This is a genomic window from Streptomyces sp. V3I7, assembly GCF_030817495.1.
GTDB lineage: Bacteria > Actinomycetota > Actinomycetes > Streptomycetales > Streptomycetaceae > Streptomyces.
The window spans coordinates 2,343,733-2,363,534 of the sequence record NZ_JAUSZK010000001.1; the positions used below are offsets into that span (position 1 = coordinate 2,343,733).

General features: G+C 73.4%; 16 protein-coding genes. 11 read left to right on the top strand and 5 right to left on the bottom strand.

Annotated features, from left to right (window positions below; all coding sequences use genetic code 11):
- Positions 1-50: 50 nt before the first annotated feature.
- Positions 51-1,526, bottom strand: coding sequence for an FAD-dependent monooxygenase (locus QFZ74_RS10905; RefSeq protein ID WP_307620610.1), 1,476 nt, complete (start codon positions 1,524-1,526; stop codon positions 51-53).
- Positions 1,527-1,686: 160 nt separating this feature from the next.
- On the opposite strand from QFZ74_RS10905, the gene QFZ74_RS10910 reads away from it, so the two are divergent.
- Positions 1,687-2,274 carry a TetR family transcriptional regulator gene (locus tag QFZ74_RS10910; RefSeq protein WP_307620611.1) on the top strand — a complete coding sequence of 196 codons (588 nt, stop codon included), beginning with the start codon at positions 1,687-1,689 and terminating at the stop codon, positions 2,272-2,274.
- A 165-nt stretch (positions 2,275-2,439) separates the two neighbouring features.
- Here the strand turns inward: QFZ74_RS10910 and QFZ74_RS10915 are convergent, their stop codons facing one another.
- From QFZ74_RS10915 to QFZ74_RS10925, 3 genes are all read right to left on the bottom strand, one after another.
- On the bottom strand, positions 2,440-2,700 hold the full coding sequence (locus tag QFZ74_RS10915; protein ID WP_307620612.1) for a hypothetical protein: 261 nt from the start codon (positions 2,698-2,700) through the stop codon (positions 2,440-2,442).
- A gap of 83 nt (positions 2,701-2,783) precedes the next feature.
- Complete coding sequence (gene malQ, locus QFZ74_RS10920) at positions 2,784-4,916, bottom strand: 4-alpha-glucanotransferase (protein WP_307620613.1); 2,133 nt, start codon at positions 4,914-4,916, stop codon at positions 2,784-2,786.
- The gene (locus QFZ74_RS10925) at positions 4,913-5,161 is read right to left on the bottom strand and encodes a hypothetical protein (protein ID WP_307620614.1); all 249 of its coding nucleotides are present in this window, start codon (positions 5,159-5,161) and stop codon (positions 4,913-4,915) included. The genes malQ and QFZ74_RS10925 overlap by 4 nt, the downstream gene beginning before the upstream one ends.
- Before the next feature lie 130 nt (positions 5,162-5,291).
- Here QFZ74_RS10925 and QFZ74_RS10930 point away from each other — a divergent pair, with 130 nt between their 5' ends.
- From QFZ74_RS10930 to QFZ74_RS10940, 3 genes are read left to right on the top strand one after another with little or no spacing between them, the layout of a single operon-like run.
- Entirely contained in the window at positions 5,292-5,825 is a 534-nt protein-coding gene (locus QFZ74_RS10930) for a PadR family transcriptional regulator (protein WP_307620615.1), read from the top strand.
- Entirely contained in the window at positions 5,822-6,538 is a 717-nt protein-coding gene (locus QFZ74_RS10935; RefSeq protein WP_307620616.1) for an ABC transporter ATP-binding protein, read from the top strand. The genes QFZ74_RS10930 and QFZ74_RS10935 overlap by 4 nt, the downstream gene beginning before the upstream one ends.
- Positions 6,535-7,857 (top strand): FtsX-like permease family protein, encoded by a 1,323-nt coding sequence (locus QFZ74_RS10940; protein WP_307620617.1) that lies wholly within the window; start codon positions 6,535-6,537, stop codon positions 7,855-7,857. The genes QFZ74_RS10935 and QFZ74_RS10940 overlap by 4 nt, the downstream gene beginning before the upstream one ends.
- Before the next feature lie 92 nt (positions 7,858-7,949).
- On the opposite strand, the gene QFZ74_RS10945 is transcribed toward QFZ74_RS10940, so the two are convergent.
- Positions 7,950-8,486, bottom strand: coding sequence for an HNH endonuclease (locus QFZ74_RS10945; protein ID WP_307620618.1), 537 nt, complete (start codon positions 8,484-8,486; stop codon positions 7,950-7,952).
- A gap of 325 nt (positions 8,487-8,811) precedes the next feature.
- Here QFZ74_RS10945 and QFZ74_RS10950 point away from each other — a divergent pair, with 325 nt between their 5' ends.
- From QFZ74_RS10950 to QFZ74_RS10980, 7 genes are all read left to right on the top strand, one after another.
- Positions 8,812-9,906 (top strand): mechanosensitive ion channel family protein, encoded by a 1,095-nt coding sequence (locus QFZ74_RS10950; protein ID WP_307624112.1) that lies wholly within the window; start codon positions 8,812-8,814, stop codon positions 9,904-9,906.
- A 441-nt stretch (positions 9,907-10,347) separates the two neighbouring features.
- Positions 10,348-11,712, top strand: coding sequence for a hypothetical protein (locus QFZ74_RS10955; protein ID WP_307624113.1), 1,365 nt, complete (start codon positions 10,348-10,350; stop codon positions 11,710-11,712).
- 96 nt (positions 11,713-11,808) lie between these two features.
- On the top strand, positions 11,809-12,858 hold the full coding sequence (locus QFZ74_RS10960; RefSeq protein ID WP_307620619.1) for a glutamate ABC transporter substrate-binding protein: 1,050 nt from the start codon (positions 11,809-11,811) through the stop codon (positions 12,856-12,858).
- Between the two features lie 178 nt (positions 12,859-13,036).
- On the top strand, positions 13,037-14,398 hold the full coding sequence (locus QFZ74_RS10965) for a hypothetical protein (RefSeq protein ID WP_307620620.1): 1,362 nt from the start codon (positions 13,037-13,039) through the stop codon (positions 14,396-14,398).
- A 6-nt stretch (positions 14,399-14,404) separates the two neighbouring features.
- On the top strand, positions 14,405-16,930 hold the full coding sequence (locus QFZ74_RS10970; RefSeq protein ID WP_307620621.1) for a serine/threonine-protein kinase: 2,526 nt from the start codon (positions 14,405-14,407) through the stop codon (positions 16,928-16,930).
- A 3-nt stretch (positions 16,931-16,933) separates the two neighbouring features.
- Positions 16,934-18,301, top strand: coding sequence for a PP2C family serine/threonine-protein phosphatase (locus tag QFZ74_RS10975; protein ID WP_307620622.1), 1,368 nt, complete (start codon positions 16,934-16,936; stop codon positions 18,299-18,301).
- Positions 18,302-18,428: 127 nt separating this feature from the next.
- Positions 18,429-19,775 (top strand): VWA domain-containing protein, encoded by a 1,347-nt coding sequence (locus tag QFZ74_RS10980; protein WP_307620623.1) that lies wholly within the window; start codon positions 18,429-18,431, stop codon positions 19,773-19,775.
- Positions 19,776-19,802: the final 27 nt, after the last annotated feature.

Sequence of the window (19,802 nt, forward strand, 5' to 3'; positions counted from 1 at the left end):
CGGGGGCGCCCGGTGCTGCACCGGGCGCCCCCGTTCGTCGTGCGGCGGGCTCAGCCCACGTGTGCGGCCAGCGCCTCCTCGATCGCCGCCGGGCCGGCCGCGTCGGCGGCCCAGGCGACGTAGCCGTCGGGGCGTACCAGGACGGTGGTGCGGCGGTTGCTAGCCCAGTGGGTCAGGGTCAGACGGTCCTTGTAGGCGTTCCGGACCTCGTACGGCTCCGGGGTGATCAGCACGAACCGGCCGCCGCGCAGGGCCTCGTGGAGGCGGCTGCCGCCGGCGAGGCCGACGTCCGGGACGCGGGTACCGGTGAGGGGGTGGGCGCCTCGGGGGGCGGGGTAGCGGTAGCCGATGCCGGTGATCTGGCCCATCGCCTTGCGGCGGGCCGGGGCGAACCGGGTGCCCAGGGTGGCGAGGGCCGCGCGCAGCGCCAGTGTCCAGGGGCGCTTGGCCATGGCGAGGCGGACGATCGCGCCACTGCTGCGCAGCACCGTTCTGCCGATGGGGTGGCGTTCGGCCTGGTAGGTGTCGAGCAGCGCCTCGTCGGCACGGCCGGACATGACCGCCGCCAGCTTCCAGCTCAGGTTGGCCGCGTCCTGCATGCCGGTGTTCATCCCCTGGCCGCCGGCCGGGCTGTGGACGTGCGCGGCGTCGCCGGCCAGGAAGACGCGGCCCACCCGGTAGGCGGGGGCCTGGCGTTCGTCGCTGTGGAAGCGGGACATCCAGCGGGCGTCGTGCATCCCGAAGTCCCGGCCGAGGGCGAGGCGGGTGATCTCCTTGACCTCAGCCAGGTCGACGGGCGCGTCGTCGGGCACGTCGCGGCCGCGGTGCCAGGCGATGGCGCGGTAGTAGCCGTCGCCGAAGGGGACGAGGAAGGCGAAGGCGTCTCCGACGGCGTTGGCGGTGAGCAGGCCTTCCGGCTCCTCGGTGAGCAGGACGTCGGCGAGGACGACGGAACGGATGACGGAGCGGCCGGGGAACGGCAGCCCGATCGCCTCGCGCACGGCACTGCGCATCCCGTCGGCACCGACGACGTACGCGGCCCGCATGCGGTCCCCGCCACCGTCGGGGGTGCGCACCTCGACCGACACCCCGTCCGCGTCCTGGGTCAGCCCGGTCAGCTCGGTCTCGTACCGGAAGTCCACCCCGGCCCGCACCGCACGCCCCTTCAGTGCCTTCTCCACCTCGTACTGAGGGAGGACGAGGACGTGATTGAAGCGCGAGGGGAGAGTGTCGAGATTGATGGCGAGCCGGTCGAAGAGGCGCAGCCCCTCGATGGGCCGCCCGACGGCCTCCAACTCGTCGGCGAGCCCGCGGGCGTCGAGCTGTTCGAGGGTCCGGGCGTGGAGGGCGAAGGCTCGGGTGAGGTTACTGATGGTGTGCGGACGCTTCTCGACGAGGGTGACCGGGACGCCGGCCTCGGCGAGATCACCGGCGAGGAGGAGGCCGGTGGGACCGGCGCCGACGACGATCACGGTGGGTGTGGTTGCCGAGCCGTTCGTGCCATTCGTGCCATTCGTGCCATTCATGGTGGACCCTCCTGGAGTGCCAACGCATGTGGGTCAACGCCTGTTTGTCAACGCTCGTTGGCAAGCGTAGGTTCGCCGCGACGGCGATGTCAACGATTGTTGGCCAACACTTGTTGGCCCACGTTTGTTGGCCCACGTTTGTTGGCCTACGCTCGATGGCATGACCGCCATCAACGGGAGCGCCACCCGCCGCTCCGACGCCACCCGTAGTGCCATCCTCACCGCGGCCCGCGAGCGTTTCGCGTCCGACGGCTACGAGCGGGCCACCATTCGCGCGATCGCCAAGGACGCGGGCATCGACCCGTCGATGGTGATGCGCTACTACGGCAGCAAGGAGGGTCTCTTCGCGGCGGCCGTCGCGGTCGACCTGCGGATGCCGGACCTGACCGCGCTGCCGCGTGAGGAGATCGGCCGGGCCCTTGTCTCGCACTTCCTCGACCTGTGGGAGGACAACGGCGAGCTGACCGCCGTGCTCCGGGTCGGCGTCACCCATCAGGCGGGGGCCGAGCGCGTGCAGAGCATCTTCCGGGACCAGTTGCTGCCGGTGGTCCGGCAGGCGTGCCCGGATCCCGAGCAGGTCCCGGCGCGGGCCGTGCTGTGCGCCGCGCAGCTGCTCGGGCTGGCCCTCAGCCGCTACGTCCTGCGGCTGCCGTCGGCCGTGGCGCTGAGCCGCGAGGAGATCGTGGCGTGGCTCGCGCCCACCGTGCAGCGGTACGTGACGGCGCCGCACCCGGGGGTCAACCCGTAGGGACGCACCCGAGGGTCACCCCGTAGGGAGCACCCGGGGGTCACCCCCGTAAGGACGCGCGCAAGGGCAGGCGTCGGCAAACGCGCCGAGGGCGCCGTCCTCACCGCCGTACGACACGTACGGACGGGAGGCCGGCGCCCTCGGCGCAGCGGTTCGGGAGGTCGCTCAGGCCTTGGACTTGGCGGCGCTGGGCTTGGTCACGCGGTTCTTGGACTTGTCCAGGACCATCACCAGGCCCGCGATGACCACGAACAGCGCGAGCGGGAGGATGACGTAGAGGCCCAGCGTCTCGATGGCGCTCAGGCCCGGGCCGGGGTCGTCACCGTCGTCGCGGGTGAGCGCGAGCGCGGGGGACGACATGAGCAGCATCATCAGCGTCGTACCGGCTGCCAGGGCGCCGGCGCGCAGGGCGTTCTTCTTGTCCACGGTGCAAAAGTAGCGAACGCCTGGAAGGGGCGCGCGCCCGGGGTGCCTTATGCGCGCTCGCACCCCGGCGCACCCGCACCAAGTCACCCGAATCGGCCCGCGTTCACCGCCGGTCGGCCTCCCTGCCCGACGCCCTCCCTCAGCACGTCGAGCAGGGCGCGCAGGCGCGGCGAGGCGGTGAGGTCCTCCAGGGTGACGGGGCGCCCGTCGGCGTCGGCGATCGGCAGCCGCCAGTTGGGGTACTGGTCCCAGGTGCCCGGGAGGTTCTGCGGGCGGCGGTCGCCGGTGCCGTCCGGGAGCCAGACGCCGATCATGCGGGCGGGCGTGCGCAGCAGGAAGCGGTGCACGGCCTGGATCTCCGCCTCCTCACCGGCGGACGGCCGCTCTCCGGACGCGCCCTGGAGCAGTCCGAGGCGCGCCAGCAGCGTCAGCCACTCCCCCGTGTCCGCGGCGGCCGCGGCCCGCTCCTCCTCCACCGGGTGGGCCAACAGGCCGAGTCCGTCGCGGAGTTCGACGTGGTCGCCGGTGAGGCGGGCGGCGGTGGGCGGCAGGTCGTGGGTGGTGGCGGTGGCCAGGCAGTCGGCGCGCCAGTGCTCGGGCGCGAGGGGGCGGCCGTCGCCCTCCCAGTCCCGTTCGAACCACAGCACCGACGTGCCGAGCACCCCGCGCCGCTGCAGGGCCTCACGCACCCCCGGCTCGACGGTCCCCAGGTCCTCGCCGATCACCAGGGACCCGGCCCGCGACGCCTCCAGCACGAGGAGGGCGAGCATGGCCTCGGCGTCGTAACGGACGTACGTCCCCTCCGTCGGCGGCTGTCCCTGGGGCACCCACCAGAGCCGGAACAGGCCCATGACGTGGTCGATGCGCAGGGCGCCGGCGTAGCGGAAGAGGGCGCGGAGCAGGCCGCGGTACGGCGCGTAGCCGGACTCGGCGAGGCGGTCCGGGCGCCAGGGCGGCAGGCCCCAGTCCTGGCCGTGGGCGTTGAAGGCGTCGGGCGGGGCGCCCACCGACATCCCGGCGGCGAAGTGGTCGGCCTGAGCCCAGGCGTCGGCGCCGCCCGGGTGTACGCCGACGGCGAGGTCGTGGACGATCCCGACCGGCATGCCCGCCTCGCGCGCGGCGCGCTGGGCGGCGGTGAGCTGGGAGTCGGTGAGCCAGGCGAGCCAGGAGTGGAAGTCGACCCGGTCGCTCAGCTCGTCGCGGGCGCGGGCGGTCTCGGGCGAGCGGGGGTCGCGCAGCCCCTCCGGCCACCGGCTCCGGTCCGCGCCGTGCGCCTCGGCGAGCGCGCACCAGGTGGCGTGGTCCTCCAGCGCCTGCCCCTGCTCGGCGCGGAAGGCGTCGTACGCCGCCTGCCGCCCGGGCCCGAGGGGAACCTGCCGTACGAGTTCCAGCGCCTCCCGCTTGAGCTCCCCCACCGCGTCCCGGTCGATGAGGGCGTCCTTGTCGAGGACGGCGCCGCGCAGCCGTTCGGCCCGCTCCAGCAGAGTCCGGACGCGCTCGCGGTCCTCGACGTGGGCGAACTCGGGGATGTTCTCGATCCGCAGGTGGACCGGGTCCGGGAAGCGCCGGGAGGAGGGCCGGTACGGGGAGGGGTCGGTGGGGGCCGCGGGGGTGCCGGGGACGGCCGCGTGCAGCGGGTTGACCTGCACGAATCCGGCGCCCGCCGTGCGCCCGGCCCAGGCGGCGAGCTCGGCGAGGTCCCCGAGGTCGCCCATGCCCCAGGAGCGGCGGGAGAGGAGGGAGTAGAGCTGGACGAGCAGCCCGTACGAGCGTTCCGGGCAGCCGGGGAGCCGGTCGGGGGCGACGATCAGATGGGCGTCGGCGGTGCGGCCGTCGGGGGCGGTGGCGGTGAGGCTGTGGACGCCGGGCGGGAGCCCCTCGGCGTCGGCCCGCGTCCCGCCCTGCTCGGTGTCGATACGCAGGCGGGTGCCGGGCGGGAGGGCGGCGAGGGGGTTCTCCGGGGCGCCGGTCCAGTGGACGACGGTGGGCGGCAGCAGGCGGGTGCGCAGCTCCTGCTCGCGCACGGCGAGGGCGGCGCGGGCGGCCTGCGGGGTGCTCGCGTCGACGCCGAGCGCGGCCAGCGCGGCGGCGACGGCACCGGCGGACACGGTGACCGTGCGGTCCGGGGACGGGCTGTAGCCGGTGGCGACGCCGTGCAACGCGGCGAGCCGGGACAACTCCTCGTCGGGGGGCTCGGCCGGCCCGGACGCGGTCACTGCAGCTCCGGCCCACAGGTGTCGGCGGTGGCGTCGGACTCGCTGGTCAGGGGTGCGGCGTCGGCGAGCGGCGGCTCACTGGTCAGCGGCTCGGCGTCGGGCAGCGGCGGCTCACTGGTGAGCGGCAGCTCGACGCAGGATCCTTCCGCGCTGAACACGCAGAGCTGGGGCTCCTCCGGTCCGAACCAGGGGCCCGGCACGGGTTTGGACTGGGCCGGGATCAAGAGGTGAGCCGATGCGGCCACGGGGGCCTCCTTGTGGGGTGAGGCTTCGGGCGGACAACGAAAGGCCTACCCGCCGCGGGCGCAAGCACTCCCCAGAAGGTTTCGAGATCACTATGTACTCAGTACATGTAGTGAGTACATAATCATCGCCATGAGCACCCGTCACATCCTTCTGGGGCTGCTCGCGACAGGGCCGAGCCATGGCTACGACCTGAAGCGGCGCCACGACGAACGCTTCCCGCAAGCCCGCCCGCTCGCCTACGGGCAGGTCTACACGACCTTGCAGCGCCTGGTCCGCGACGGCCTCGCGGAGGTCAGCGGCACCGACGCGGACGGCGGACCCGAACGGACGCTGTACCGCGCGACGGCCGCCGGTGCGGACGAACTGGCCCGTTGGGCCGGGGAGATCGCCCCGCCGGCGCCGTACGTGACGAACGAGATCTTCGCGAAGGTCGTCGTGTCGATCCTCTCCGGCGGCGACCCGGCCGCCTATCTACGCGCCCAGAGGGCGGCGCACATGGAACGCATGCGGGAGCTCACGGCCGTCAAGACCGGCGCCCACGCCGATCTGGCGACCGTGCTCTCCGCCGACTACGCCCTCAATCACCTGGATGCCGACCTCCGCTGGATGAACACCACGGCGGCCCGGCTCACCCCCCTGATCACGGAGGTCGACAGCGCATGACCCAGCCACTGCTGAGAGCCCAGGGGCTCGTCAAGAAGCACGGCACCACACCGGCGCTGCGCGGCGCGTCGGTGGACCTGCACGCGGGCGAGATCCTGGCCGTCACCGGGGCCAGCGGCAGCGGGAAGTCCACGCTGCTGCACTGCCTGGCGGGCATCGTCACGCCGGACGAGGGCAGCGTCGAGTACGCCGGTGAGCTGCTCGAACGGCTTCCGGAGCCGCGGCTCAGCGAGCTGCGGCGGACCGACTTCGGGGTGGTGTTCCAGTTCGGGCAGCTGATACCCGAGCTGACCGCCGCCGACAACGTGGCGCTGCCGCTGATGCTCGCGGGCGCCTCGCGCACGGCCGCGCGGGAGCGGGCGGGCCGGTGGCTGGAGCGGTTCGGCGTCCGGGGGCAGGAGGGGCTGCGGCCCGGCGAGATGAGCGGCGGCCAGGCCCAGCGGGTCGCGCTGGCGCGGGCCCTGGTCACGGACCCGAAGGCCGTCTTCGCCGACGAGCCGACCGGCGCGCTCGACTCCCTCGCCGGGGAGCAGGTGATGACCGCGCTGGTCCACGCGGCCCGCGAGTCCGGCACGGCGGTGCTCCTCATCACGCACGACGCCCAGGTGGCGGCGTACTCGGACCGGGAGGTGTCGCTGCGGGACGGCGTCGTGCTCGACTCCCTCGGCGCACCCGTCGCGCCGGCCGCGCCCTCGTCGGAGGTGTCCCGGTGAGAACCGATCTGCGGCTCGCGCTGCTGCTGCTGGGCGGCTCCGACCGGCGGGAGTGGTGGCGGGTGGGGCTGACGGCGCTGGGCGCGGCGCTGGCGACCGGCTTCGGGACGGCGGCGGTCGCGATCGCCGCGCTGGGTGGCGATCAGTACAGCGTCGGGCTCGCCCACGGCCTGCTCAACCAGCCAGGGCAGCGCGCGGGCGCGATCCTCACCCTGGTGCTCCTGCTCGGCCCGGTGGTCGGCTTCCTCGGTCAGTGCGCCCGCATCGGGGCCGTCCACCGCGACCGACGGCTGGCCGGGCTGCGCCTGGCGGGGGCCTCTCCGGCCCAGGTGCGGCGGATCGCCGCGCTGGAGGTGGGGCTCGCCTGCCTCGTGGGGTCCGTGGTCGCCACGGCCGCTTCCGTGTTCTTCCTGCTGCGTGAGTGGCAGCACCCGCCGGGGTCGGTCTGGGCCGAGTGCGCGCTGGCAGTGGTGACCATACCCGTGCTGGGCACGCTGGTGAGCGTGGTCGCGCTGCGCCGCGTCGTCGCCTCGCCGCTGGGCTGGGTGCTCCGGGTGCGCCCGCAGGGCGGCAGGCGGCCGGGCATCGTGCTGCTGGCGGCGGCTGTGGTGATCCTCGGCGCGGGGCTGATACTCACTCCGGAGCGCTTCGGCGGGTTGCTGACCGTGTTCACCGCAGTGGTTCTCGTGGGGTTGAACGCAGTGTGGCTGACCGGCGCCACGGCCCGGTTCATGGGTCGCCGTCTCGCGGCCCGCACCGAGAATCCGGGGACGCTGATCGCGGCGGAGCGGTTGCGCGACGACCCGTGGGCGGCCGCGCGCACCCATGCGGCTGTACTGCTGGTCACCGTCGTGGGCACCGGATTCATGGGAATCCGGGAGGTTCTGCTCGACGTTCTGCACCGCGCCCATCACCCGATGGACCTGTCCTTCTACACCACGGGCATCGATCTCACCGGCACCGCGATCCTGATCGCCCTGGCGATCACCCTCGCCGGTCTCGCCGTGGGCGCCGCCGAGTCCGTGGCAACCCGGCGCCGCGGCCTTGCGACACAGGCCGCAGCTGGGGTGCCCCAGTCCGTACTGGACCGGGCGCTGCTCCTGGAGACCGCCCTGCCGCTCGCTCCCGCGGTCGCGCTGGCCGGCGCCGGTGGGATGGGGATCGGCGTCTGGTACGCGCAGTTCGGCGGCGTCGACTCCGTGCCGCTGCTGCCGCTGGCCGTGCCCGTGTTCGTCTACGCCGCATGCCTGCTGGCGGCGGCCACCTCGCTGCCGCTGCTGCACCGCTCGGCGCACACGGCGGAGCTGCGCTACGGCTGACGAGCCGGCCGTGTGGGGCGTACCTCCGTACCGGAAGTACGCCCCACACGCACGCCGCGAGCGCCGTGCGAGGCAATGCGAAGGCCCGGATCTCAGGCGGAAATGCCGTCGATCCGGGCCAAGGCGGCCTCGGCGCCGTAGGGCTGCAAGTAGGGCAGCCAGCGTGGGTCCCTGTGCCCGGTGCCGATGATGCGCCAGGCCAGGCCGGTGGGTGGGGCGGGTTTGTGGCGCAGCCGCCAGCCGATCTCGAAGAGGTGACGGTCGGCCTTGACGTGGTTGCAGCGGCGGCAGGACGCCACCACGTTGTCCCAGACGTGCTTGCCCCCGCGGCTGCGCGGGATGACGTGGTCGACGCTGGTTGCGACGCCACCGCAGTACATGCACCGGCCCCCGTCACGGGCGAACAGCGCCCGTCGGGTCAGAGGAACGGGCCCCCGGTAGGGAACCCGCACGAAACGCTTGAGCCGGACCACGCTGGGTGCGGGGAGCGTGACGGTCGCGCTGTGCAGATAGGCGCCGGACTCCTCGAGGCAGACTGCCTTGTTCTCGAGGACGAGGACGAGCGCGCGGTGAAGCGGTACGACGCCGAGCGGCTCGTACGACGCGTTGAGGACCAGGACATGCGGCACGGATGCCTCCTTGTACGCCGGCGGCGCGTGGCTCGCGCCGGGACGATCTGCAGCCAGTCTCCCCTCATGCCTGGTGGACGCGCCACCACGTCCAGGTAACGGGCTGGGAGTGTTTTCGACCACACCGGGATTCATCCCCAGGGCGACGCCCTGTTCAAGCCCAGGTCAGCGAAGTCTGACGCGTACACATCGCCCTGCCACCACACAATGCCCCGTTAGTGTGGTGGTTCTGCCCGTCCGGTGACCCTTACGTGATCTTGAGCGTCACGCCGGAGGGGCGGTGCAGCACCTGGAGGTTCCTGCCGTGTCCTTGTTCGCCGCCGTGATGGCCGCTGGTTCGTCGCCGTCGCCCTCGCCGTCCCCGTCCGCGAGGACGACCCGGGTGCCGACGTTCCAGGACGCCCAGCAGAGCGCGACGCACGCCGCCGGCTGGATCGAGGAGAACTGGTCCACGTGGCTCGCCATGGGGCTCAGGATCCTGCTGATCGTGGTGATCGCGGCGGTGCTGCGCGTGGTCGTACGGCGCGCGATCACCAAGCTGATCGACCGCATGAACCGCACCGTCCAGGCCGTCGACAACACGGCGCTGGGCGGACTGCTGGTCCACGCCGAGCGCCGCCGCCAGCGCTCGCAGGCGATCGGCTCGGTGCTGCGCTCGGTGGCGAGCTTCCTGATCCTCGGCACCGCGGCCCTGATGATCCTGGCCACGTTCCAGATCAACCTGGCCCCGCTGCTGGCGTCCGCCGGTGTCGCCGGTGTCGCGATCGGTTTCGGCGCCCGCAACCTGGTGACGGACTTCCTCTCCGGCGTCTTCATGATCCTGGAGGACCAGTACGGCGTCGGCGACCAGATCGACGCGGGCATCGCCTCCGGCGAGGTCATCGAGGTCGGCCTGCGCGTGACCAAGCTGCGCGGCGAGAACGGCGAGATCTGGTACGTCCGCAACGGCGAGGTCAAGCGGATCGGCAACCTCTCGCAGGGCTGGGCGACCGCCAACGTCGACGTGACGGTCCGCTCCGGCGAGGACCTGGACAAGGTGAAGGCCACCCTGGACGACGTCGCCGAGCGGATGAGCAAGCAGGAGCCCTGGAACGAGATCCTCTGGGGTCCGATCGAGGTGCTCGGCCTGGACAGCGTCCAGATCGACTCGATGACGGTCCGCGTCACCGCCAAGACGATGCCGGGCAAGGCCGTGGCCGTCGAACGCGAGCTGCGCTGGCGCGTCAAGCGCGCCTTCGACGCCGCCCAGATCCCCCTGGTCGGCGAGTCCCCGCACGTCACGGAGGAGCCCGACGCCGCCGTCGTGGACGCCGCCGCCCCGTCGGCGTACGCCAACCCCACGTCCCCGCAGTCCCGCGAGGCGTCGCCGATCACGCCGGTCGCGCCCGCCGTCACCCCGCCGCGGTCGCTCGGGAAGTAGGAGCGGCCGTCCCGCAGGCCGGGCCGGTACGCCTCGCGCGGCCAGGGGCCGGTGGCGCGGTGGCGCAGCGCAGGCTGCCGCGGATGGGAGTAGAGCGGCCGGGGCAGGCGGCGCTGAAGCGCGCTTCCACCACTCCGACGCCGTCGGCCTGGACGTAGCGTCCGCTTCGGCGGCCGCCAGCGGATGTGGGTACGCGAAGGGCTACGCCGCCGAGTCGGAGCAAGACGGACACCAGGGAACCGATCGGACTCACCGGACGTATTCATGGGCAAGGGGTTGCGCGGCGGCCGGGGCGGGCGTGCGGTCGGGGATCGTCAAGGCCGGTGCGGATGTCGGTGCCGGCGGTGATACTGGGCGGCGAGCGGGTGACCATGGGGGAGGTCAGCGGTGACACATACGTCGGAGAGCAGGGCTGCGCCCTCGGGGGCGGGGGCGGGCACCGTGCCCGTCGTGCCGCCTCAGCGGGGCTCGTCCGCGCCCGTTCCGGCCGCGCGGCGTACCGCCTTCGTCGAGGGCGTCGACCGGGTGCGGGCGGCCGCGACCACCGAGCCGGGCCGGTTGCGCGTGATCGGGGCCGTACTCGCGCTGCTGGTCCTCGCGTTCGGGGCGGTCACCGCCTGGCAGGCGACCGACCGCGCGGCCGCCGCCTCCGACGTGCTGCGCAGCAGCCAGCCGCTCAGTTCGGACGCGGCCGACATCTACCGCTCCCTCGCCGATGCCAACACGGCGGCCTCCAGCGGCTTCCTGGCGGGCGGGCAGGAGACGGCGACCTCCCGCGAGCGCTACGAGAAGGACATCCGCACGGCCGCCGCGAAACTCGTGACGGCCGCCATCAGCTCCGAGCCCAACTCGCCCTCCGCCGAGGCGATATCCCGGCTCAACCGGCTGCTCCCGGAGTACAAGGGCCTGATCGAGCGGGCCCGGACGTACAACCGGCAGGGCTATCCGGTGGGCGGCGCGTATCTGCGGTACGCCAACACCACGATGCAGGAGGAGATGCTTCCGGCGGCCGAGGAGCTGTACACGAAGGAGAATCAGCGGCTCCGGTCCGACTACGCGGACGCGACGCCCTACCCGTGGGCCGCGATCGCCCTCGGTGTCCTCGCGCTGGCCGCGCTCGTCTGGGCCCAGCGTCGCACCTACCACCGGACGAACCGGGTCCTGAACCATGGCCTGGTGGCCGCCACGGCGGCCGCGGCGGTGGTGCTGCTCTGGCTCGTCGTCGGCCACACCGTCGCCCGCGCCGACCTCGTCCGCTCCTACGACCACGGCATCCGCTCGCTGAACGCCCTGCACGACGCCCGCATCGCCTCGCTCAAGGCCCGCGGCAACGAGAACCTGAGCCTGGTGGCGCGCGGCGCCGACACGGTCAAGCTCGGCGACACCACGTACGACGCGTACTACTACGACTTCGAGCAGGAGATGGACGTCCTCGGCAAGGGCCTGGCCGAGGCCGGGAAGCTGGCCGACGACCAGGCCGGCAGCAGACCGGTGACGGCCGCCGAGAGCAGCATGGCGGTGTGGAAGAAGCGCCACGCGGCCGCCCGTACCGAGGACGAGAACGGCAACTACCAGCAGGCGCTGGACAAGGTGATCGGCTCCGAGGGCGCGACCGGTGAGTGCTTCGACAACGTGGACGCGAGCCTGAGACGCGCACTGGCGCACGAGCAGACCGAGTTCAGGTACGCGGCCGGGGACGGACTGGGCGCGCTGGGCGGGCTGCCCGCCGGCGCCACCGTGCTCGCCGTCCTGGGCGCGGCGGGCGCGGTGCTCGGCATCGGGCGCCGGCTGTCGGAGTACCGGTGAGCGGCGGGCCGTACCGGCGGAAGGGGCCGGGATACCGGTGACAGGGGTCGGGATACCGGTGACAGGGGTGGGGTACGGGTGACAGGGGGTGTGGCGATGAACGTACGGCGGGTGAGGGCGGCCCTGCGCGGCTGGGGCGGTGTCAGCGCGATGGCGGCCCTCTGCGCCCTCGTCCTGACGTTCGCTCTGCTGCTGCCGCTGACCCAGTCGTCCGGCGGCGGGGAGGGGCGCGGCGGGGTCACGGACCTGGCCGGACCGCGCGTCGCCGTCGGCAGTCCGGCGCGGGCCGAGGACTGCGAGGAGTCGGAGGCACAGAAGCAGACGCTGCCGCCCTCGGGCGACGACGGTCCGGCCATCGACGCCATCAAGTCCCGTACGGGAGCGAAGCGGAAGCTGATCGTCGGCATCGACCAGAACAGCTACCGCTGGGGCTACCGCAACCCCAATGCCGAGGGCGCGAAGCTGGAGGGCTTCGACATCGACCTGGTCCACCGGATCGCGGAGGACATCCTCGGCGACCCGGACGACGTCCAGTTCAAGGCCATACCCACCAGCCAGCGCATACCCGCGATCCAGGACGGCCGGGTCGACATGGTCGTCCGCGCGATGACCATCACCTGCGACCGCCTGGACCAAGTCGCCTTCTCCGCGCCCTACTTCAAGACCGGGCAACAGGTGCTGGCGCCCAAGTCCTCGTCCATCAAGGGCTACGACGGCTCGCTCGCCGGCAAGCGCATCTGCACGGCGGCCGGTTCGACGGCGTACGCCAAGCTGGAGGCGGACCGGCGTGCGGGCCGGCTGGCGTCCACCGCCGACATCTCCCTGACCGTGCCCAACCAGCTCGACTGCCTGGTCCGGCTCCAACTCGGCGAGGCCGACGCGGTGGTGACCGACGCCGCGCTCGCCGCGAGCCAGGCCGCGCAGGATCCGACGGTCGGGCTCCGGGGCACCGCGTTCACCACCGAGTACTACGGCGTGGCGATGAAGAAGGACGCCGACGATCTGGTACGCCGGGTGAACCGGATCCTGGAGGACTACCGGGCGAGCGGCTGGCAGCAGTCGTACGGCACGTGGCTGTCGGCCACACTGGGCAAGGACGCGTCACCGTCGAAGCCGCCCGCACCGGAGTATCTGCGCAAGAGCTGACCGACAGGGGCCGATCCGCCCCGACCGACCGCGGGGGACGGCCCGCACCAAGAGCACGGCCGAGCACCGCCGGCACAGTTCCGTACGGCCAGTACCGCCTGTACCACCAGCCCCGCCAGTACCGTCAGCACCGCCAGTACCGTCAGCACCGTTCCGACTACGCAGCGAGAGGTGATCGATGAGCGTCACGGATCCCGCCGGGCCGGTGATGGACCGGGACGAGGTGGACCGTGCGCTGGCGCGGCTCGGCTCGGAGCACGAGGCCATCGAGACCTCGCTCCTGGCCCTCCAGGACCACGCGGGCCGCCGACTCCTCGAAGGAGCCCGCCTCACCGGCATCACCGAGGAGCGCTGGAGCGCCGCGGAGGCGTCGATCACCCTGCTGTGGACGTACTTCGACGCGTACACCGACGCGCTGCGCGGCGCCCGCGAGATCCGCTCCCGCCGCCGCTGGTCCAGCCGCGAGGACCTGGTGGCGCTGACGGAGCTGCTGCGCGGCGAGTGCGTCACGGTCGCGGACAGCGCGGCGGCGACCGCGCACGCGCCGAGGCCGCTGTCCGCGGCCGGCCGGCTCAGCGAACGGTTCACGCTGGCGGCCCTGGTGGAGCGGATGAACGAGCTGTACGCCACCTCGCTGGACCTGGTGGTCGCCGCCGACACGGTGTGGTCGGCGCTGCCCGCCCGCATCGATTTACTGGCCGCGGAGCTCCGGCGCACCCGCACGCTCGCCCACTCCGTCGGCGTACGTCCCGGCGAACACCCGGCGGGCGACGACCTGGAGCGCATCACGCGCACCCTGACGCGGCTGCGCGAAGAGGTCGTCTCCGATCCGCTCGCCTACTGGGTTCCCTCGCCCGGCAGTTCGGCTCCGGGGGGCGGCCGGCCGGACACCACGGTGTACGACCGGGAGGCGCGCGCGCTGGAGGACGTACGCCGGGAGATCGACGCGGTGCTGACGGTCCGCCAGGACGCCGAGCAGCGGCTGGTCCGGCTGCGGGACGTGCTCTCCCGCGCGGACCGCACGCTCGCCGAGGCGCGCACGGCGCGCGGCGAGGTCCTCGCGAAGATCGCCGCCACCGAGGTCCCCGTGGTCAGCGGGCCCTCGACCGTCCTGCACGAGCAGTTGGCGACCGCCGCCGAGTACCGACGGCACGCCCAATGGCACCGCCTCTCGCCGCTCCTGGAGTCGCTGGAGCAGCGGGCGGAGGACGAACTGCTGCGCGCCCGCGAGTCGTTGACGGAGGTCACCGCGCCGCTCGCGGTCCGCGCGGAGCTGCGCGGCCGGCTCGACGCGTACAAGGCGAAGGTCGCCCGGCACGGGCTGGCGGAGGACGCGTTCCTCGTCGAGCGGTACGACGCGGCGCGCCGCATGCTGTGGAGCGCGCCCTGCGATCTGCGCGTCGCCGAACAGGCCGTACTGCGCTACCAGCAGGCGGCCGCCGAACTGCTCAGCACCCCGCGGGTGCCGCAGCAGGGCGGACCGCAGGACCCGCAGCACCCGCAGCACCCGCAGCACCCGCAGCACCCGAGGGAGGAGTAGCCGGCCATGAGTCAGGCGGGACAGACGTGCCAGCGGCCCGGCTGCGACGGCACGTACGAGGACATGGGCGGCGGCGAGCTGTACTGCGGCACCTGCGGTCTGGCGCCGGTCGTCTCGGTCACCGGGACGGTCGCCTCGCCGCCCACGGGACTCGCCGGCGGCGGCTCGGCGAGCGGCACCAACTCGCGCTCCACCGCCGGTTCGCGCACGTCCTCGCAGTCGTCGCGGTCGCGGCGCTCGGTGTCGGGACGGCTCTCCCGCTCGCTGTCGGGCGGGGCGGGCGGGCGCTCGGTGTCGGTGCGCGGCGCCGGTTCCGCCGCCGGGTCGTCCGGGCGCGGCCGGCTGGGCGCGGGTCTGGTGGCGGTGGAGCAGGTGCCGCGGCCCGACCCGCGCGCGAGGGTGCTGGAGAACCCCGAGGTGCCCGAGCGCAAGCGGTTCTGCTCACGCTCGGACTGCGCGGCGCCGGTGGGGCGTTCACGGGGTGAGCGGGCGGGGCGGACGGAGGGGTTCTGCACCAAGTGCGGGCACCCGTACTCGTTCGTGCCGAAGCTGCGGGCCGGGGACATCGTGCACGGCCAGTACGAGGTCGCGGGCTGTCTGGCGCACGGCGGTCTTGGCTGGATCTACCTCGCGGTGGACCGGGCGGTGGCGGACCGATGGGTGGTGCTCAAGGGTCTGCTGGACACCGGCGACCAGGACGCGATGGCCGCCGCGATCTCCGAGCGCCGCTTCCTCGCGGAGATCGAGCACGCCAACATCGTGCGGATCTACAACTTCGTGGAGCACCTCGACCAGCGCACCGGCTCCCTCGACGGCTACATCGTCATGGAGTACGTCGGCGGCCGCTCGCTCAAGGACATCGCCAACGCCCGCCGGACGGTGGACGGCAGGCGTGATCCGCTGCCGGTGGAGCAGGCGTGCGCGTACGGCATCGAGGCCCTGGAGGCGCTCGGCCATCTGCACGACCGCAACCTGCTGTACTGCGACTTCAAGGTGGACAACGCGATCCAGACCGAGGACCAGCTCAAGCTGATCGACATGGGCGCCGTGCGGCGGATGGACGACGAGGAGTCGGCGATCTACGGCACGATCGGCTACCAGGCGCCGGAGGTCGCCGAGGCGGGCCCGTCGGTGGCCAGCGACCTCTACACGGTGGGCCGGACCCTGGCCGTGCTGACCTTCGACTTCCAGGGCTACACGAGCACCTACACGGACGCGCTGCCCGACCCCGACCACATCGAGGTCTTCCGCCGCTACGAGTCCTTCTACCGCCTGCTGGTCCGCGCGACCGACCCGGACCCGGCGCGCCGCTTCGCCTCCGCGCAGGAGATGTCCGATCAGCTGACCGGCGTCCTGCGGGAGGTCGTCTCCCTCCAGACGGGCCGGGCCCGCCCCGCCCTCTCGACGCTGTTCGGTCCCGAACCGAGGGTCACCGACACGGAGTTGTTCCCGCGGATCACGGGGGACGTCTCGCGCCTGGGGGTCCGCGGCCCCTCCCCGGCGGCAGCCTCCTCCGCAGCGGCTTCGTCCGTCCCGGCCCTCTCCCCGGGCCTCGTGCGGCCCGTCGCCACGGCCGCCGCCGCGCTCGCGCTGCCCGCCCCGCTCGTCGACCCCGCCGACCCCAACGCCGGTTTCCTCGCCGGCCTGCTGGCGCCCGCGCCGGCCGAGCTGATCAGCGCCCTCGCCGGAGCGCCGAGCCGGACCCTGGAGACCCGGCTACGGCTGGTCCGCGCCCGGCTGGAGAACGGTGAAGCCGAGACCGCGCTCGCGTCACTGGCGGAGCTGGAGGCCGAACGGCCCGACGACTGGCGGGTGGTGTGGTGCCGGGGCGTGGCCGCGCTGGTCACGGGCGACTTCGAGGCCGCCGCCCCGGCCTTCGACGCGGTGTACGACGCCTTCCCCGGCGAGGCCGCGCCCAAGCTGGCGCTCGGCCTGTGCGCGGAGGTGCTGGGCCAGCTGGACAACGCCGCCGAGTACTACCGCCTGGTGTGGTCGACCGACCCGAGCTTCGTGAGCGCGGCGTTCGGCCTGGCGCGCGTGCAGCTCGCGTCGGGCGACCGGCAGGGCGCCGTACGGACGCTGGAGTCGGTTCCGGAATCGTCGATCCACTACACGGCGGCGCGCGTGGCCGCCGTACGGGCGCGGCTGCGCGAGCGCGCGGCGGGCGCGGCGGACGGGGCGGGCGGGTCGTTCCCGGACGAGGCGGACGGGTCGTTCCTGGACGATCTGACCGCGGCCGCCGGCCAGGTGGAGGCCCTCGACGCGTACGGTCTGGACCCGGCGCGCCGGGAGCAGTTGTCGGCGGAAGTGCTCGGCTGCGCGCTCGACTGGATACTCTCCGGAGGCCAGGGCGTCCCGCCGGCCGCCGGCGGCGGGGGACGGGTGCTGCTCGGCAGCGGCCTGGACGAGCGGGGGCTCCGCTTCGGACTGGAGCGCTCGTACCGCACGCTGGCCAGGCTCGCGCCCGGCGGCGAGGAGAGGATCGACCTGGTGGAACGGGCCAACCGTTACCGCCCCCGGACGTGGGTGTAGTTCATGTCGCAGATGCCCCAGAAGGCCGCGCTGTCGAAGTGCCCGAGCTGCGCGGAGCCGCTCGAGTCGGGTGACCGTTTCTGCGGTGCGTGCGGTTACGACCTGTCGGCGGTGCCCGCCCGCCCGCAGGACGGCCCGACGCCGACCCTGAACGGCGCGGGTGACGCCGCCGAGGACGGTGTGGCCTGGCCCGCCGCCCCGGAACCGGACACCTCCGGCGCCTCGGCGCGGGAACACCTGCCGTCGGACCTCCAGGCCGTCTCCTCGGCCGACACCACGCCGCCGGAACCACCGGGGCCGATGGATCCGGCAGGTCCGACGGGTCCGTCTTCGGGCGTACGGTTCGACCGGGCGGCGGAGCCGGAGGAGTACCCGCTCCAGGCACCGGACCCGCGAGTGCCCGCGCCCCCCGCCGAGGAGGCGGACGAGGCGGACGAGGCGGACGAGGCGGACGAGGCGAAGATCTGCGTGGCCTGCCGGGCGGGACGGGTCGACGGAGACGGCTACTGCGAGAACTGCGGGCACGCCCAGCCGCGCGAACGCGACCACGTGGAGCAGGAGTCGGGGCCGATCGCGGCCGTCAGCGACCGCGGGCTGCGCCACCACCGCAACGAGGACGCCTTCGCCGTCGGCCGGACCACGCTCCCCGACGGCTCGCCCGTCGCGCTCGCGGTCGTCTGCGACGGCGTCTCCTCGGCGACCCGTCCCGACGACGCGTCGCTGGCCGCGTCGCGGGCGGCGAGCGAGGCTCTGCTCGCCGCGCTGCCGCGCGGTACGCATCCGCAGCAGGCCCTGCACGAGGCGATCGTCGCCGCCTCGCACGCCGTCGACGCGCTGGCCGAGGAGCCCGCCACGGCCCGCGAGCACAGCCCGCACCAGAACGCCCCGGCCTGCACGCTCGTCGCCGCGGTCGTCACCGGCGGCCTGCTGGTCGTCGGCTGGGTCGGCGACAGCCGCGTCTACTGGGTGCCGACGGACCGCGACGCTCCCCCGGCCCGGCTCACCGAGGACGACTCCTGGGCCGCGCAGATGGTCGCCGCCGGCCTGATGAGCGAGGCGGAGGCGTACGCCGACGAGCGCGCCCACGCGATCACCGGCTGGCTCGGCGCGGACGCCTACGAACTGGAGCCGCACACCGCGTCCTTCAAGCCTGACCGGCCGGGCGCGGTCGTGGTCTGCACGGACGGCCTGTGGAACTACGCGGAGACGGCCGGGGAGATGGCCGAGATCCTGCCGCCCGACGCAGGCACCCGCCCGCTGCACAGCGCACAGGTGCTCCTCGGCCACGCCCTGGACGGCGGGGGCCACGACAACGTAACAGTGGCCGTTCTGCCGTTCCCCCTCCCGCCGCAGGGGGCAGGATCGGTCTGAGGCCGCGCACGGGCGCGTAGCGGCGCGCAGGGCGCACACGGGGAAGGCCTCGGCGGAGCGGAGGGGACCGGTCCGCACCAGCCGTCTCCCACGCGACCGTGGGGCTCACAGGGGGGAGCAGTACGGGATGGCCGATTTCTCGAAACCGAACATGCCGCGGTTCTCGGTGGACGTGTACCAGAACGAGTACCTGCCGGAGGGCGGCCGTGAGGTCAACGCCGTCGTCACCGTGACGGCGACCGGCGGCGGCACCCTCGCGAGCGCCGTCGCGGCGCCCCACCTGTACTCCCCCGGCGCGGGCCCGTCCGCCGCCGTGGCGGTCATGGTCGACTGCTCCGGGTCGATGGACTACCCGCCGGCCAAGATGCGGGGCGCCCGTGACGCCACGGCGGCGGCCATCGACACCCTGCGCGACGGCGTCCACTTCGCGGTCATCGGCGGCACGCACCTGGCCCGGGAGGTCTACCCGGGCGACGGCCGGCTCGCGGTCGCCGGCCCCACCACCCGCGAGCAGGCCAAGCAGGCGCTGCGCCGGCTGAGCGCGGGCGGCGGTACGGCCATCGGGACCTGGCTGCGGCTCGCCGACCGGCTGCTGTCCTCGGTGGACGTGGACATCCGGCACGGCATCCTGCTCACCGACGGCCGCAACGAGCACGAGTCGCCGCAGGACCTGCGCGCGACGCTCGACTCCTGTGCCGGGCGCTTCACTTGTGACGCGCGGGGCGTGGGCACCGACTGGGAAGTGAAAGAAGTCACATCGATCGCCTCCGCGCTGCTCGGCGGGGCCGACATCGTCGCCGATCCGGCGGGCCTGGCCGCCGACTTCACCGGGATGATGGAGACGGCGATGGGCAAGGAGGTCGCGGACGTCGCCCTGCGGGTGTGGACACCGGTCGGCACGGCCATCAGGTTCGTCAAGCAAGTCGCGCCCGCCGTCGAGGACCTGACCGGCCGTCGTACCGAGGCGGGCCCGCGCGCCGGGGACTATCCCACCGGTTCCTGGGGCGAGGAGTCCCGCGACTACCACCTGTGCGTCGAGGTGCCCGTGGCGGGCCTCGGCCAGGAGATGCTGGCCGCCCGGGTCTCCCTGGTCGTGCTCCAACCCGACGGCGGCACACAGAACCTGGGCGCGCAGGGCCTCGTACGGGCCGTGTGGACCGACGACCTGGCCGCCTCGACCTCCATCGATCCCCAAGTCGCCCACTACACGGGCCAGGCGGAACTGGCCCATGCCATCCAGCAAGGCATCGATCTGCGCAAAGCGGGCGATATGGATGGAGCAACGGCCAAACTGGGCAGGGCGGTTCAGCTCGCCAGTGCCTCGGGAAACGCCGATACCGCCAGACTGCTCTCGAAGGTGGTGGACGTCGTCGACGCCGCGACGGGTACTGTGCGACTGAAGGCGAAGGTCGCCGAGGCCGACGAGATGACCCTCGAGACACGGTCCACGAAGACTGTTCGCGTGAAGAAGTGACCCGGCACAACCTAAAGAACTGACCCG